Consider the following 17,932-nt stretch of genomic DNA (forward strand, 5'->3'; position numbering starts at 1 on the left):
GATGTCGTTATTATTATCTCAGAAAACGTGATAAATTATCAAGGATTTTATGAATTGACCTAATTGGCTGAGTAATCCATTGATGAATTTTAATCCAGCGATAGCAAAAATTTCAATTATTATTCCGGTTTTAAATGAAGCCGAAAATATTGAGTCGGTGATTTCTGGGATTCAAACTGCACAAAATATAGAGATGATTATTGTGGATGGAGGAAGCCAGGATAATACGGTAGAGATTGCCCAAGGTTTGGGGGTAAATGTGATTGTGGCAAATCGAGGAAGGGCTCTACAAATGAATGCAGGGGCAAAGATAGCAACAGGGGAGATTTTATTATTTTTGCATGGGGATACTCAATTACCTTTAGGGTTTGAACAGGACGTTAGAAAGATTTGGGTTAATTCTAACATAATTGCGGGAGCATTTCAATTAAAAATTAATGCTCCTGAATTCAGTTTAAGGGTAATTGAAAAAACGGTATTCTGGCGTTCAAAATATTTACAAATGCCCTACGGAGATCAAGCTATTTTTATTAAAGCTTCTACTTTTTGGGAAGTTGGGGGATTTCCTGAACAACCGATTATGGAGGATTTTGAGTTAATTCGTCGTTTAAATCGTTTAGGAAAAATTGAGATTTTATCGAGTTCTGTGATGACTTCAGGAAGACGATGGCAAAAGTTAGGAGTGTTCAAAACGACGTTAATTAATCAATTAGTTGTGATTGGATATTATTGGGGAATTTCCCCGATAAAATTATCTCAATGGTATCGTAAATTGTAGAAAATTTCAAACAGATTTCCCCTAGTTCCCTGGTTCTACCAGGGATAACATTTTCTGAGGCTCCGCCTCTAGTTAACAGCAGGCGGAGCCTGCAAATAAGCATTGCTAGGTTGAACCTAGCAACGAGAAAAGGGGTTATCCTATTAATATAAAAGCACCCCAGTTTTTAGGATTAGGATGGGTTTTAATCATTTTTAACATCGCTTGACGTAAGGCTTGGGCGTAATCTGGATTTTGCTGGAATTCTTGATAAAAGGTTTGCATCAATTCCATTGTTCGTTGATCATCAACACTCCATAACGTGACTATTAAATTTTTAACACCTGCGGTTATTAAAGCACGGGATAATCCTAGGACTCCATCGCTGGTAATCTTTCCAGAGGCGGTATTACAGGCACTTAATACTAATAGATTAGCGTTGAGTTTTAAATTCATAATTTCTGCGGTTGTTAGTAAGCCATCAGCTTGATTTGAAGGAGAAAGTGCGATCGCACCCGGAAGCCCTGATCCTGTAAAATCATCGAATAAGCCATGAGTTGCTAAGTGAATTAATTGAGCATCTTTCATTAAATTAATAACAGCAGTTTCTGTCGCTTTTTCTCCAATTAAGGGTTGAGTTTTGAGGAGATTAGCAATCACTTTTGCTTCATTTTCAGAAGCAGGAAGAGACCGAATATTGACTGGCATTTTTGGGTTTCCAACGACTAAAGCCGATTTTAAACTGTGTTGAAAGGTCGGATATTGACGGGTTAATTGTAAAGCTTGAATGGAGGGATTTATTCTAATTGTATGGGATTCAATTAAATACCGACCGTTAGCATCATTTAATGCTGCAAATGGAACTAATAATAGTTCTTGATGGGGAATAAAAATCACCTGTTCTTCTGGAGTCTTTGGAAGTAAATCTGCAATGGGTTCAATGATAATTTGGTATAAATCCTGTAATTTTTTATGAGTAATATCTCTCTCAGGAATATTAGAAACTTCTGTATCAATTCCAGTTAAAGCATTATTAATTCGTTGGTCTTGGTTTCCTTGGGATATAAAAGTTAATAAATTATCTCCTAACTGTGGAAATTGTGTTAAATCAACGGAACGAAAATCAATTTTTCCGGTGGGTGAGATTACCCAAATTAATAACTCAGAATTTTTACCCTTTTCGTCAACTACTATCGAATATTCGACTAAGGTTGATTGTTGTTCTTGAGCAATTTGTTTAATTTGATTAATATTGGGAGGAGTAACATCAATTTTTTTGATGTCTTCGGGATCTAAATTTTTAGCTAATAATTCTACAAAGGCTCTGGATCTTCCCCGTTCAGAAATTTCTAATGCTTTTTCAATTTGATTTTGACTTATTAAAACTTGCTGTAAAATACTATAGGTATTGGCAAATCTTTCAAATAAAGCAATTTTATTTTCATCATTTAACCCCGGACGTAGGGTTTCAAATTGATGAATGGCAGTATAAAGGGTTTCTGTGGCTTGGGGAAGTTTACCAGATTGAAATTGAGCAACTCCTAGATTATTTAAAGTTATCGTTATCCCTAATTTCTCTCCGATTTGTGTTCTAACTTCTAACGCTTTTTGATAGAAATTAATTGCCGATTCATATTGTTGTTGAAGTCGATAAACTGTTCCCATATTATTGAACGCTTGTCCGATGAGTGATAAATCCTCCACTTGGGTTGCTAACTCTAACCCTTGTTGATAGAATTCTAAGGCTTTCGGATATTGTTCTAAACGGTCATAAACGGCAGCTAAATTAACTAAATTTTGAGCAATTCCTTGCTGATCTCCAAGTTTTTGAGAGATAGCTAATGCTTTTTCAAAAATAGGCTTTGCTGGCTCATATTGACGCTGATAAACATAATTAGACGCAATATTATTCAATAGAATAGCTTCTTCACGAGGTTGCTTTAATTGTTGAAAAATAGATAAAGAATATTCAAAAGAAGAGTGAGCTTTTTGATATTGCCCTAAATTTTGGTAAACTCCCCCTAAATTATTTAAAATATAACCTTGGGATTGGGTTTCACCTAAGTTTTTCACAATCTTTAAAGCGGTTTCAAAATATTCTATTGCTTGGGGATAATTCCCTTGTACACTATAAACTTGAGCAATATTAGTAAGACTTTGAGCGATCGCAGATTGATCGTTTAAATGTTGACGAATTTTTAAGGCTTTTTCCCCATACTCTAAGGCAGTTTCATACTGACCTTGATTACGATATACTAATCCAATATCATTTAAAATTCCGGCTTCACTGAGTTGATCTCCTAATACTTGAAACTGACTTAATGCTTGTTTTAATGTTGTTAAAGCTTGGGTGAAGTTTCCTTGATCAATATATTGATTCGCTTGTTCATAGAGTTTCATCGCTTCCTGCGGGGTAGGAAGGGCTAAGGCTGAATTGGGTTTGTTGATCCCCAGAGAAGATGTAAAGGAAAGTAACAATGTCCCATAAAACCAAAAAAAGAAAGTTCGGCGTCGCATACTTGTTTATAATTAATTCTGACCTCAAAATTAATCCTAGTCTAATTTGAGATGTCTTTAACAAAATTTGAGAAAAATTTGCAGCAACTTATTGCTCAAACTTGCCAATTTCCTCCGAAAACCGTAGAACGTCAGCGAGGTTTAACCCAGATTTATCGGGTCATTCAAAAATCAGGTAAACTTTGGCAGGAAAATACATCTTATTATGCAGACGCATGGCAAAAAACCTGGTTATTTTTTTGTTTAAATTTATGTGAATCTGTTACAGGAAAATGCTATAATTCTGAATTAAGTAGTGTTATTACTTGGCTGAATAACCATCTAAAATGGGTTTTACATAATGAGAAAAGTAAAATCCAAGAACAAGCTAATCGGATGATATCGAATGAAATTTTAGTTGAAAATCAATTCATTAATATTTTAGAGACTCTCAAAGCTCCTGAAGATGTTCCACCGATGTTAGAAACGGTGCGAAAATGGGCAGAAAGTGATGTTACCGGGGAGTTACGCAACCATCATATTCGAGGGCGAAAGGATGTTACTTGTCAACTGCTCATTTTACGACGTTTACCCCCGGAAACAAATTGGAAAGACTTATCTCAAGAATTGGGTTTACCCGTCTCTACTCTCAGCAGTTTTTATGAACGAAATTGTACAAAATATTTGCGTAAATTTGGCGAGGCTGAGGGATATCTATAACAAGAGGAAATTTAGGAGTCATCATTAAAAATTTGGAGCCTTTAATTTATGGTTAATCATCGTTTTCATCTTAACAATCAAACCTTACCGATGTTGATTCCGCAAACCGCCCACGAACAAGCACGACAGTTTGCCCGACAACATCCAACTCCTGCTAAACGAGAGCAAGTTTATTTTAATACCTTAGCGGTTTGGGTGGTGAATACTTATTTACAATGGATGGAAATTTCGACTGAACTTAATACCAGTGATAGTTGGAATCCGATTTGTCAATTAGGAGGCAATATTGCGGATTTACAACTCACGGAAAAGGGTCGTTTAGAATGTCGTCCTGTACGAGAACAAGAGCAAAGTTGTTTTGTTCCGGCGGAAGTCTGGACAAATCGCATCGGTTATGTGGCTATCAGAATTTTTGATTCTTTAAAAGAAGCGGAAATTTTAGGATTTGTTAAACAGGTCAATCAAGAACAAATTCCTTTAGCACAATTTCGACCTTTTGAAGATTTTTTTTCGGATTTAAACCCATTACAACAATTAGAATTTCCGATTAAACCTGCCCAGTTAAGTTTGTGGTTAGCTGATGTTTTTGAAGCAGGATGGCAATTGATTTCATCCGATCTTACCGATGAACAACAGGCGTTTGCTATGCGGAGTTTATCGGGAGATCGAGAGGAAATAACTCAAGCGGCAAAATTAATCGATTTAGGAGTACAATTAGGACAGATAACGGTTGTTTTATTAGTCGCTTTTAATATAGAATCCGATGGCAGATTTGCGGTGAGAGTTCGACTGTATCCGATGGAAAATCAATTGTATTTACCACCTGGGGTTCGGTTAATTTTGCTAGGAGAATCCCAAGAGGTAATGCAGGAAGTTCCATCTCGTTTACAGGATAATTATATTCAACTTCCTCGGTTTAAGGGACAACCTGGAGAAGGATTTCAAATCCAGGTAGTGTTCGGTGAAGTTGCTATCACTGAGGCGTTTGAAATTTAAACTTGTAGAGATGTTGTGTACAATGTTTCTACAAATTATACTTGAATTAAGACTGTAAAATTAGAGATAGAATGACCGATAAAATTGTATTGTTAAACTTAGGGTTAGGGGATTTAATCGCAGGTTTTCCTGGGGTAACGGTCATGGTTTTGGACTCAGGAAATCCCTATCCGATGAAGTTTAATGGTAGTTTACCGAGTAGTTCGGAATTAATGGCTATCGCCCGTCGTTGGCAATTAATGTATCAAAGTCTCTATCAAAGTTTAGCGTTTCGTCCGAGAATTGAATTAGAAACAGAAGATATTACTCAGGTTTCTCAAGTAGAATTTGGGGATATTTGTCAGCAATATAAAAGCTATTTCAATAATTGGTTAAATTCTCCTGAGTTTAGAAAAATTGATCAAAAATTACGTTCGATTTTACATCCTTCCGATAGCATTCAATTAATCTTAGAAACCGATAATATTCCTGTTCGCCGTTTACCTTGGCATCAGTGGCAATTTCTCCAAGATTATCCTCAAACCGAATTCGCTTTAAGCACCCCAGAATATCATCAACAATTTTCTTCAAATTCAATTAAAACTCACCTAAGAATTTTAGCGATTTTGGGAGATAGTCGAGGTATTGATGTGAATACGGATCGTCAATTATTGACGACATTACCCGATGTAGAAACAGTATTTTTAGTTGAACCTTCTCGTGAACAATTGGACGAACAGTTATGGAATCAACAGGGATGGGATATTCTATTTTTTGCCGGACATAGTTGTAGTCTTGACCCCGAAGAAACGGGAGAATTTGTAATTAATCCTCAAGAGCGAGTCGCTGTTAGAGACTTAATACCGGGGTTTAAAAAAGCCATTGAGAGAGGGTTAACTTTAGCGATTTTTAACTCCTGTGATGGGTTAGGAATTGCAACGGAACTCACCCAATTAAATATTCCTCAAATGATTGTAATGCGAGAACCAGTTGCGGATGCTGTCGCCCATCATTTTCTTAAATTTTTTCTGCAAAAATTGATATCGGGAGACTCTTTTTATTTGTCAGTTCGAGAAGCTAGGGAACGATTATATATTCTGGAAAATCAGTTTCCTTGTGCGAGTTGGTTGCCTGTTATTTGTCAAAATCCGGCGGTTTTACCCTTAAAATTTAAACCTCAAATTCCTCAGAAGAAAGCTCTGTTTAAAAATAAATTAAAATCTTTATCTTCTTTTCCTATAGCTGTTAATTTATCGATTATAATCTTAATTATAGGGTTTCGATTTTTAGGAGGGTTTGAATTTTGGGAATTACACGCTTATGATCAATTAATGCGATCGCGTCCTCCTGAACAACCGGACAAACGATTATTATTAGTAACAATTACCGAAAATGATATTCAAAATTTAAACGGAGAATCGCCACTTACCGATCAAAAATTGAGCCAAGTTTTAAAAAGCTTACAACGTCATCAACCAAGAGTTATTGGGTTAAATGTTTATCGAGATCGTCCTAAACCCCCAGGTAGTAAAGATTTTACTCAATTCCTAATGGATAACCCAAAGCAAGTCATGGTCATTTGTCAAGGAAAAAGTAATAATTCAGATGGAACTCAACCCCCCTCAAAGGCTAGTCCTAATCAGATAGGATTTAGTGATATTCAAATTGATTCTGATGGGGTATTACGTCGTCAAATTATGTTTATGCCTCCTCCTGAAAATTGTAAGACAGACTATGGATTTAGTACCCGTGTCGCATTCAATTATCTTGAGGGGGAAGGGATTAAACCGGAGCGGATTGACAATACAAATATAGTTATTTTAAATAATACCTTTTTTAAACCCTTAATCCGAGTCGGATTTTATGTTGAAAATAATATAAAAATGTTTCAAATTTTATTAAATTATCGTAACTCCGTTAAACTAGCAAAATCCGTAAGCTTAACAGAGGTTTTAAATCAAGAAGTAGACCCTAATTTAATTAAAGATAAAATCGTTTTGATTGGTACAATTGCATCTTCTTACGTTGTACAATCTAGGCCTACTCCCTATAGTAAGAAACCTGTTCCTGGGTTATTTTTACAAGCAGAAATGGTGAGTCAAATTATATCGGCTGTATTAGATGGACGTGCGTTAATGACGGTTTGGCCTATCAGTATTGAACTCCTCTGGATTAGTTTGTGGTCATTGTTGGGTGGGGGGTTAGCTTGGATTGTTCGAGATCAAGTTGGGTTGTTGGTGATTGGGGGAAGTGCTACAGGTGTGCTGTATGGGGTGTGTTGGTTGTTTTTAGTTCAGGGAGTTTGGGTTCCTTTGGTAACACCCGGTTTAGGGTTAGTATTATCAGCGTTGTTAATCCGACTGAAATAGTGAGGTCTATAATCGAAGAATCTCTCCCCTTTACAACCTATAAATCTTGTATTACAATAAATTTTTGTAGTATTTGCATAAAGTTTACGGTAACTAGCAATAGATAAGTAACCCAGAAACCGGGTTTCTCAAGAAACCTCTGTTACTCAAATCAAACTGAAATCAGAAACCCGGTTTCTTGATGTTTTTGTATTAAAAATAGTATTCATTTATGAATCTAACTCAATTGACAGTGTTCGCCTTTCTTTCAATTCATTTATTGTCTATTTTTGCTGATTTTAACTTAGTAACTCCACAAGTAAATGCCTCAAATTCCCAGCAAGTAGCAACGGAATTTACACCTCCTGATTCAAAAGGAGATGACAACCGAGAAGGTTCGGGAAGTCGAACAGGATGTCCAGCCGTAACGAAACCATTAACGGCTATAATTCCTAATAGTAAAATAGATTTAACGTTATCCGCCTACCCGACATTTTGGGTTTATGTTCCCTATCAATCGAATGGTGAATCTCAAGCTGAATTTATTCTTTTAGATGATCAGGAAGAAGCGATTTTCAAAGAAAAAATAACCCTTTCAGGAACCCCTGGAATCATTAAGTTTAAACTCCCTCAAAATGTTCCTGGTTTAGAAGTGGGTAAAACCTATTCTTGGCAATTTGCCTTTATTTGTAATCCCAAAATTAGGGCAGAAGATGATTATGTGCAAGGAGCCATTCAACGGGTTGCACCCACAGTAGCCTTAATCAATCAGTTAGAACAATCCACAACTCCTTTAGAACAAATAGAGGTTTATGCCCAAAATCAATTCTGGTATGAAACTCTAACCATGTTAGGATCAATGCGACAGCAAAAACTCCAAGATCCTCAAATTTTAGAGGAATGGAAGGAGTTGTTAACCTCGATAGGATTAGAAAATTTGGCAGAAGAACCGATTATATCTCAAGATTAGAGCTTTCTAAATCCTCCTTAAAAGCTAAGGGGGATTAGATATTTTTAATCCAGAGAGTTAGGGGAATCTAAGACACCAGAAAATTATATCGAGAAAGGATATAAAAGTTAAGACTCTAAAGTTTAATGTTTAATTTGTTTGCATAAAGAGCGATCGCTTTCCTTAACATCAATATTGGTTTGTAAATAATCCTTGACCCAATCACAAGCATACTGTAATAAATCTACGTTCAAAGCACGCTCCATATTCCATAAAATCACACTATTATCATCACTAGCTGAAGCCAGGGTTTTACCATCTTGACTGAAAGCAATAGAGCGAATTCCAGAAGCATAACCTTCTAGGGTAACTAATAACGTGCCATCGAGTTTCCAAATTTTAACGGTGTTATCAACACTGCTAGTCGCAATGGTTTGACCCAGACCTAACGGCAAGCTAACGCCAGCAGGATTGAAAGCAATTCCCCAAACGGCAGCGTTATGAGCGCTGAGAGTTTTTAATAAAGTACCATCGAGTTTCCAAAGTTTAACCGTATGATCTGCACTGCCTGTGGCTAATATCTGACCGTCGGGGCTAAAAGCCAGAATCCAAATTACCACAGGATGACTTTTGATAGTTTTTAATAAAGTACCTTGGCGATTCCAAATTTTCACCGTACCCTCGCCCGTACCAGCAACAATCATCTGACTATCAGGGCTAATCGCAACACTCCAAAACCCACTATTCCCACTCTTGAGCGTTTTTAATAAACTACCGTTCGCCGTCCAAAGTTTAATCGTTTTATCCAAACTCCCAGAGACAATCATCTGACCATCAGGACTAAAAGCCAGCCCAAAAATCATCGCCCGATGCCCTGTGAGTGTTTTCCGTAAAACCCCGTCTCGACTCCAGAGTTTAATCGTGCCATCTGAACCGCTAGTGGCGAGGGTTTGACCATTGGGACTGAAAACGACTCTCAGCACCGCAGATTGATGACCAGAGAGGGTTTTGAGGAGGATTCCCTCTCGATTCCACAAGTTCACGGTTTTGTCCCAACTGGCGGAAGCAATCACCGAATTATCAGGACTGAACGCGACACCCCAAACCGAAGCAGTATGTTTAGAAAGGATTCTCAAAAATGGGCTGTTGATTTTCCAAAGTTTAACAATACTATCACCAGAGCCAGAAGCAATTACCAAACTATTCGGGCTGAAAGCCATTGCCCACAACGTCGCTTCATTTCCCTTAAGAGTCGTTAGTAAAGAACCATTATGATCCCAAATTTTAAGGGTTTTATCCCAACTGGCAGAACCAATCATCTCACCATCAGGGCTAAATTTTACCGTCCAAACCGTAGCTTCATGACCGCGAAGTGTGTTGAGTACAATTCCGTCCAGATTCCAAAGTTTAATCGTGTTGTCTGCACTTCCTGAAACAATCCTTTGACCATCGGGACTGAAAGCCACGGTCATGACCGACGCATTATGACCGCGAAAGGTGTTGACTAACATTCCGTCCAGATTCCAGAGTTTAATCGTGTTGTCTGTACTTCCCGAAACAATCCTTTGACCATCGGGACTAAACGTAACTGCCAAGACCGCCTGACCATGAGCCGAGAACGTTTTGAGCAGAGTTCCGTCCACAGCCCAAAGTTTAACCGTACCATCCAAACTCGCTGAGGCAATCTTTTGACCATCGGGGCTAAAAGCTACGTTCGTAATTGCAGCTTGATGTCCCTGAAAGGTTTTCAACAAAATGCCGTCTTGATTCCAGAGTTTGAGGATAGTATCATCACTTCCAGAAGCCAAGATTGAACTATCAGGACTAAATTTGACTGACCACACTATCGCTTGATCTGCTTTAATATTCTTCCACAAACTGCCATCTGGATGCCAAAGTTTAATCGTGCCATCGGAACTTGCGGAGGCAATAAATTGACCATTGGGACTAAAATTAACGTCTAAAATCCCAGATTTATGTCCTGACAAACGGTTATATTCTTCGACTCCATAAACGGCTCGTCTCAGGGCTGAATTAACTTGATTTTTGGTGGTGATATCTACATTTTCTAGCTGTTTGAGTTTTTGTTGGGATCGAATGGCTTCCAGCAGAGCATCAAACTTTTGATTAGAGGCAAAAAGTCCTTTAGAAGAGGATGCAAGGGCTTGAATTTCGCTGATTTTAGCACGGGTTGCGCTGATTGTGGCAAGCTGATATTGTTGGTAAACTGCTATACTTAATATACCGACGAGGACTAAGGCAAAACTGACTAAAAACAGCAAAATCTTTTGGTTCTCGGTACTTTTTTTTTCCTGAATGAGTCTTTTCTGTTGTTCGACTAATTGGGCTTCAATGGCTTTGGATCTTTCTGCTTCTAAAGCTAATTGTACTTCTTGGCGATCGCAGTCTTGACTGGCTGCTAAAAATTGATAATCTAAATCGCTTAAACTTTTTCCTAAAGCCCAGTGTTGGGCATCTTTTAACGCCTGTCCTCTTAATAAACGAGATTCATCTTGTTGACCCGACGCTATCCAAGCATCAAAGGTTTGGGAATAGGGGCGGAGTTTGGCTAACTGTTGTTGTACCCACCCTAAATTAAACACGTCTTGATAAATTAAGTTTCTGACTTTTAAATATCCTTGAGATTTAATGATTAAACCTGATAAAAATAATTCGATTTGTTCTCGACTATCATTCGCTTCAATTTCGGTTTCTTGTAAAATTCTTTGATAAATTCCTAACAGTCTTCCCGCGTTTTTTAAGTTATGAATTAGCCGATCTCGGATGGTTCTGAGGTGTTCCGGTTCGTCTTGGGATTCCCATTTTTCAATCATTTGTGATCGCACTATTTTTTTGATCCAGAGCGTCGAGCTATTTTGAACCCTACAATCTGACTTTTGAGGGTGATTTAATAATAAATTTAATAATTTTTGAGTTAAAAACGGCTGTCCATTTGTCCAGTTTAACACCTCTTGCAGAATCACTTGAGGCTGTTCAAAAACTCCGAATAATCCTTCGGCTAACGGAGCAGCTTCTTCTAAGGTAAACCCGGTTAAATGAATGGCAGTTCCAATGTTAAATGGGGTACGGGTTTTATCCGCAATTAAATCTGAGGGAGTCGCTACACCAAATAAGGCAAAGGTTAAACGTTTATATTCGGAGTTAACCGCCCGTTGATTATAGCAAGCTCGAATTAAAGCAAAAAAGTGGTTCTCCTGTACCTATGGTGATAAGTAAATCTTATAAAGAAAGACAAGCTAGTAGCTTTTCACGCATCATCTCAAAATTTTTGAAGCCATAGCTTTGACGAAGAATTAATTTGATCCGGTTATTTAATCCCTCCATAACTCCACTGGTTGTTCGATTAATAAAATAATGGCAAATATCGGGAAGATGGTGTTTAAGAGTTTGGGCGGTTTTTCCAAAAACAATAAGAGCCGAATTGAGCCATTTCTTTAATCTTCTCATTCCCATAAGAACCGTTGTACTGCTTTCATAAATATCTCGGAGTTCCTCTTTTAATTCATAAGCGATACTCAAACAGGGGGAGGCCTTTAACAACAGTTTCAGATCACTTCTCTCTTCGGGGGTTAAATCGACATAATTTTTGAGCAGTAAGCACCGATTTTTTAAGCCTTTTAGTTCTAATTTAAGTCGAAGTTGATTCAGAGAACTGTTGACTAACTTCATCACATGAAATCGGTCAATGACAATTAAAGCATTAGGAAAAACTTCCCGAATCACTTTTTTAAATCCTCCCCACATATCCACAGAAACCTCTTTGACCTTGGCTCTCATTGATTCGGGTTGCTGCTTTAACACTTCGATAATCTCTGAACTTTTATGAGAATCAATAACTTCTAATAACGAACCATTCGATAGATCACTTACTACAGTAACAAAGTTTCTTTTTCCTTTTTGACGGCTGAATTCATCTAAGCTTAATTTTTCCGGCTCTCCCCAGCTTTTTTTTTCTGAAGGGCGATTCTTTGAAAGATACTTCCCACTTGATGAGGGCTTAATTGTTCGTTCTGGCTGACTTGCTCTACAGTTAATTCTTTAACTCTTTCATAGATATATTCTTCATAACGAATGGTGTAATTCCTCCTTTTCTCTACAAATTCTAAGGGTTCTGTTGGATATTTTTTACATCCAGCACAATAAAATTGGCGACGGGGAAGATGCAAATAAACTCCCTGCCCACAAATAGATAGATCTCGAATTAACATTGAGCGAGTTTGATGAATATGATCGGTATAACTTTGACAATGTGGACAAGTAATTCCCTCGTTTAATAATTCTAACTTAAGAACAACAAAACCTTCTTGTTCTTGGCAACTGAACACCGTAATATTCGGGAGGTTGAGCAAGCGTTCTAATTGAAAGTCCATATTCAGTCGGAGTGTAAAACGTAGCTTACGCTACATTTTACACTATTTATTCAGGAGAGCCTACTATGCAGGAGTTTGCCTTCTAAATTCCAAATTTTGATCGTTTTATCATCTCCTCCCGAAGCAATCATTTTGCCATCAGGCGAGATCGCCAGACCATAAATTGCTCCTTGATGTCCTTTAAAGGTTCGTAACAGTTTAACCGGAGATTGATCGCGATTGCTGACATCCCAAAGTTGCACTGTATAGTTAATACTTCCTGTCACCATTAAACGACTATCTGGACTGAAAACCACAGCGCGAAAACTAGACTGGGGTTGCTCAACGGTTTGCCACAATCTGCCATCGGTGTGCCATAGTTTTAGAGTATTATCTTCACTGACCGTTGCGAATAATTGACCATCCGAACTGCTGGCAAGATTCCCAATGGTATCTTTATGATCATAAAGGGGTTTTAACAAATGTTGATTGCGTTTCCAAAGCTTGACAGTGCTATCAAAACTCGCGGAAGCAATCCAAGCCTCAAAGGTTTGAGAATAGGGGCGCAGTTGGGTTAATTGCTGGTGTACCCACTCTAAATTAAAGACTTCTTGATAAATTAAGTTTCTGACTTTTAAATATCCCTGGTGGTTGATGATTAAACCGGATAATAAAAGTTCACTATGTTCAAGACTATCATTTGTTTTTATTTCCAGTCCTTGTAGAAGAGTTTGATAAATTCCTAACAGCCTTCCAGCGTTTTTATAATTATAAATTAGGCGATCTCGGATAGTTCTTAAATGTTCGGGTTCGTCTTGAGACTCCCATTTTTCAATAATTTGTGATCGCACGATTTTTTTAATCCAGAGAGTCGGGCTACTTTCCGCAATCAAATCTGGCTTTTGGTGATAATTTGAAATTAATAATTTTAATAATTTCTGTGTTAAAAAAGGTTGCCCATTTGTCCAAATTAAGATTTCTTGGAGAATCACTTCCGGCTGTTCAAAAACTCCGATTAATCCTTGAGCTAACGGGGCAGTTTCTTCTAAGGTAAATCCCGTTAAATCAATGGCTGTGCCAATATTAAACGGGGTTCGGGTTTTATCTGCGATTAAATCCGAGGGAGTCGCCACACCAAATAAGGCAAAGGTTAAGCGTTTATAGGCAGGATTTACCGCTCGTTTATTATAACAGGAGCGAATTAAAGCAAAAAAGTCATCTATGGGAAAGTTCAGACTTAAAAGACTATCAATTTCATCAATAAAGATACAGAGATTTTGTTCAGGAAATTGCTCAATTAATAAAATCTTAAAAAGTTCACTTAATTTTTGAACTAAAGAAATCCCCTCTTGTTCTTGCCACCAAGCCTTAAAATTGAATTTACCAAAACATCCAAATCCCCGTAATAAATCTAGCCCAATCCCTTTATACCATTGTAGCGGCGTGGTGTCTTGGATACCGATTTGAGTCATATCAATAACCGTACAACAATATCCTTCGGCTTCGAGTTGATGTTTGGTTCTGACTAATAAGGAGGATTTGCCCATTTGTCGGGAATTAAATACATAGCAAAATTCTCCGGCTTTCAAGGCATTATAGAGTTGATGGTCACTGGAACGAACCACATAGGTTGGGTTTTTATTATGTAAACTTCCACCGACTTGATATTGAGTTAACATTTGGGGATTTTATATTCTTAATTTAATTTAAGGGCATAAAGAGTGTTCGCGTAGCGTTCCGTTTGGTCTATCGCGCTCTTCAACTTCTAAATTTGTTCGTAAATAATCCCTAACCCAATCACAAGCATACTCTAATTCATTAACGTGAAGAATCTTTTTGATATCCCACAAAATCACCGTGCGATCATCGCCTCCAGAAATCAAGAATTTACCATCCGCAGTAAAAGCCAGAGCCATTACCCATCCTTGATTTCCGGGCAAAGACTTGAGTAATTTTCCTTCTAAACTCCATAATTCCACCTGACTATCAAGACTTCCTATGGCGATAATTTGACCGTCAGGACTAAAAGCAATTTCCGTTAAATTCTCCCTCTCTGTTTGAATCGTTTTCAGTAATGTTCCATCTAGTTTCCACAGTTTCAGGTTGCGATCTTGACAGACAGAAGCGATAAAGTTTCCTTGAGGACTAAAGGCAACTCCCCAACAAGCCGCCTTTGAATGAGTTAAAGTTTTCACGGGTTTACCATCAGCTTGCCAAAGTTTCACAGTACCATCTTGACTGCTAGAAACCAGGAGTTGACCGTCCCGACTAAAGGCTAATCCTCCGATTCTTTCCTTGTGAGCCTGAATATTATGCAAAAGTTTGCCATCTAAATTCCAAATTTTAATCGTTCGATCATCTCCTCCCGTAGCGATGATTTTGCTATTGGGAGCGATCGCAAGGGCAAAAACAGTAGCCTGATGTCCTTTAAAGGTTCGCAACAGTTTAACCGGAGATTGATCTCGATTACTGACATCCCAAAGTTGCACTGTATAATTATTGCTCCCTGTCACCATGAAACGACTATCTGGACTGAAAATGACAGCGCGAAAACTAGATTGGGGTTGTTCAACGGTTTGCCACAATTTGCCATCCGTGTGCCATAGTTTCAGAGTATTATCTTCACTAACGGTCGCAAATAACTTGCCATCAGGACTGGTGGCAATATCCCAAATGGTATCTTTATGCTCGTAAAGGGGTTTTAACAGATGTTGATTGCGTTTCCAAAGTTTGACAGTGCGATCAACACTTGCGGAAGCCACCATCAAACCATCAGAACTCATTGCAATATCTCGAATGGCTGAATCATGTTGCTTTAAGTCTTTAATAAAAGTTCCATCAATGTGCCAAAGTTTAACCTGATTATCTTTACCACCTGTAGCAATATATTCACCCCGACAATCAACCCCCATAACAGCATCATTGCTGATCAAAGTTTTCACTAAAGTTCCGTCAGTTTTCCAGATTTTAGCAGTGTGATCGCCACTTCCTGAAACTAATAAATTCCCTTGGGAACAAAACGCCACATCCCAAACCGCATTCTGATGTCCTTTTAGGGTGTGAAGTAACTGACCGTCAAGACTCCAAAGCTTTACGGTATTATCCAGGGATGCAGAAGCAATCAGTTTACCATCGGAACTAAATGCTACATTCCAAACGGGTAGTTGATGTCCTGGAAATGTGTGCAATAATCTAGCATCAAGATCCCATAATTTGATCGTTTTATCTGTACTTGCAGAAGCAATCCGTTTACCATCTGGACTAAACGCTACTCCCCAGACTGGGGTTTGATGGGCTGGAAAAGATTTAACTAAACTCCCATCAACTCGCCAAAGTTGAACTGTCCCATCTAAACTTCCTGAAACAATCTGTTGACTATCAGGACTGAAAGCTACGCGAGTCACTGCTGTAGAATGGTTTAAGGTGTTCAGCAATTTGCCATCTCGCTGCCAAATTTTAACCGTATTATCCATACTGGCAGTGGCAATCAATTGATCGTTAGGACTAATCGCCACACCCAGCAAAACACCTTTATGGCCGATTAAACGGTTAAATTCGTTGGTTCCATAAACGGTTTTTCTTAAGGCAATTTCTACATTTTCTTTGGTTTGACCATCGACATTTCCTAAACTCTCTAATCTGCGTTTGGCTTTAATGGCATCAATCATCGCGTCTAATTGGTGATTAGAAGCAAATAAACCTTTGGAAGAGGATACTAAGGCTTTAATTTCGCTAATCCGGGCTTCTCTATTACTAATCCGAGCTTTTTTATATTGTTTAAATGCAAAGAATCCTAAGCCAGAAGAGAGCAAAAATGCTAGACTAATCGCTCCTAATAATAATCGCTGTAATCGAGCATTTTTTTGTTCTTCAATAAACTGCGCTTCAATTGCTTTAGCTCGTTCTAGTTCTAATTTTTGTTGGCTTTCTTGATAATCAATATTTTGGGATGCACTGAGAAAATTATAATCTAAATCGCTTAAACTTTTTCCGTGTGACCAAAGTTGAGCATCTTTTAAGGCTTGTCCTCTTAATAAACGAGATTCATCTTGTTGACCCGACGCAATCCAAGCGTCAAAGGTTTGAGAATAGGGGCGGAGTTTCGCTAATTGTTGTTGTACCCACTCTAAATTAAACACTTCTTGATAAATTAAGTTTCTAACTTTTAAATATCCCTGATGTTTAATCATTAAACCGGATAAGAATAATTCAATTTGTTCCCGATTATCATTGGTTTCAATGTCTTTCCCTTGCAGAATCGTTTGGTAAATTCCTAACAATCTGCCTGCGTTTTTGGGGTTATGAATTAGCCGATCTCGGATGGTTCTTAAATGTTCGGGTTCGTCTTGAGATTCCCATTTTTCAATAATTTGCGATCGCACGATTTTTTTGATCCAAAGATTCAAACTATTTTCAGCTATAAAATCGAGATTTTGCTCGTAATTTAACAGTAATAATTTGAATAACTTTTGGGTTAAAAAAGGTTGCCCGTTTGTCCAGTTTAACACCTCTTGGAGAATCACTTTAGGCTGTTCAAGAACTTGGATTAATCCTTCAGCTAACGGAGTCGCTTCTTCTAAGGTAAATCCTGTTAAATCAATGGCGGTTCCAATATTAAATGGGGTACGGGTTTTATTCGCAATTAAATCTGAGGGAGTCGCTACACCAAATAAGGCAAAGGTTAAACGTTTATATTCAGAGTTAACCGCCCGTTGATTATAGCAAGCTCGAATTAAAGCAAAAAAGTCATCAATAGCGAAATTTAGACTCAGAAGACTATCAATTTCATCAATAAAAATACAGAGATTTTGTTCAGGAAATTGCTCAATTAATAAGATTTCTAAAAATTTACTTAATTTTTGAACTAAAGAAATCCCCTCTTGTTCTTGCCACCAGGTTTTAAAATTCAGTTTGCCAAAACATCTAAATCCCCGCAATAAATCCATCATAATGCCTTTATACCATTGTAGTGGCGTGGTGTCTTGGCTGACAATTTGGGTCATATCGACAACAGCACAACAATATCCTTCGGTTTCAAGTTGATGTTTGGTTCTAACTAATAAGGAGGATTTGCCCATTTGTCGGGAATTAAAAATATAGCAAAATTCTCCGGCTTTTAAGGCGTGATACAGTTGGTGATCGCAGGCACGCACAACATAGGTCGGATCATTATTATGTAAACTACCACCGACTTGATATTCAGTTAGCATTAGGGGATTTTTTATAGATCATCTATAGCCATTTTTAATAATCTTATCAAATTGGTTCTACTGTTGATAAAATAGTTTTAGTCTTAATGAAGATTTGCCCTTTTCCC

9 protein-coding genes and 1 pseudogene are annotated in these 17,932 nt (G+C 37.8%); 5 read left to right on the top strand and 5 right to left on the bottom strand.

The window, feature by feature from the left end:
- The first annotated feature begins 82 nt into the window (after positions 1–82).
- Entirely contained in the window at positions 83–778 is a 696-nt protein-coding gene (locus NMK36_RS16790) for a TIGR04283 family arsenosugar biosynthesis glycosyltransferase (RefSeq protein WP_254174215.1), read from the top strand.
- A 135-nt stretch (positions 779–913) separates the two neighbouring features.
- On the opposite strand, the gene NMK36_RS16795 is transcribed toward NMK36_RS16790, so the two are convergent.
- The gene (locus NMK36_RS16795; protein ID WP_254174216.1) at positions 914–3,274 is read right to left on the bottom strand and encodes a CHAT domain-containing protein; all 2,361 of its coding nucleotides are present in this window, start codon (positions 3,272–3,274) and stop codon (positions 914–916) included.
- Positions 3,275–3,325: 51 nt separating this feature from the next.
- Between NMK36_RS16795 and NMK36_RS16800 the strand changes: the two genes are divergently transcribed.
- The 4 genes from NMK36_RS16800 (at position 3,326) to NMK36_RS16815 (ending at position 8,266) form a co-directional block, all read left to right on the top strand.
- Entirely contained in the window at positions 3,326–3,973 is a 648-nt protein-coding gene (locus NMK36_RS16800) for a hypothetical protein (RefSeq protein ID WP_072719165.1), read from the top strand.
- A 48-nt stretch (positions 3,974–4,021) separates the two neighbouring features.
- Positions 4,022–4,969 carry a DUF1822 family protein gene (locus NMK36_RS16805; protein WP_072719166.1) on the top strand — a complete coding sequence of 316 codons (948 nt, stop codon included), beginning with the start codon at positions 4,022–4,024 and terminating at the stop codon, positions 4,967–4,969.
- 71 nt (positions 4,970–5,040) lie between these two features.
- Positions 5,041–7,317 (top strand): CHASE2 domain-containing protein, encoded by a 2,277-nt coding sequence (locus tag NMK36_RS16810; protein ID WP_072719167.1) that lies wholly within the window; start codon positions 5,041–5,043, stop codon positions 7,315–7,317.
- Between the two features lie 211 nt (positions 7,318–7,528).
- Positions 7,529–8,266: a DUF928 domain-containing protein gene (locus NMK36_RS16815; protein ID WP_072719168.1), complete on the top strand. Its 738-nt coding sequence runs from the start codon at positions 7,529–7,531 to the stop codon at positions 8,264–8,266.
- A gap of 122 nt (positions 8,267–8,388) precedes the next feature.
- On the opposite strand, the gene NMK36_RS16820 is transcribed toward NMK36_RS16815, so the two are convergent.
- The 4 genes and pseudogenes from NMK36_RS16820 to NMK36_RS16835 all read right to left on the bottom strand — a co-directional run bounded on the left by NMK36_RS16820 (position 8,389) and on the right by NMK36_RS16835 (position 17,825).
- Positions 8,389–11,439, bottom strand: coding sequence for an eIF2A-related protein (locus NMK36_RS16820; protein WP_254175196.1), 3,051 nt, complete (start codon positions 11,437–11,439; stop codon positions 8,389–8,391).
- Positions 11,440–11,485: 46 nt separating this feature from the next.
- Positions 11,486–12,636: pseudogene (locus NMK36_RS16825) on the bottom strand (ISL3 family transposase).
- A gap of 50 nt (positions 12,637–12,686) precedes the next feature.
- The gene (locus NMK36_RS16830) at positions 12,687–14,294 is read right to left on the bottom strand and encodes an AAA-like domain-containing protein (protein ID WP_254174217.1); all 1,608 of its coding nucleotides are present in this window, start codon (positions 14,292–14,294) and stop codon (positions 12,687–12,689) included.
- Positions 14,295–14,321: 27 nt separating this feature from the next.
- Positions 14,322–17,825: an AAA-like domain-containing protein gene (locus tag NMK36_RS16835; RefSeq protein WP_254174218.1), complete on the bottom strand. Its 3,504-nt coding sequence runs from the start codon at positions 17,823–17,825 to the stop codon at positions 14,322–14,324.
- Positions 17,826–17,932: the final 107 nt, after the last annotated feature.

This window comes from Planktothrix pseudagardhii (genome assembly GCF_904830925.1).
Lineage (GTDB): Bacteria > Cyanobacteriota > Cyanobacteriia > Cyanobacteriales > Microcoleaceae > Planktothrix > Planktothrix tepida.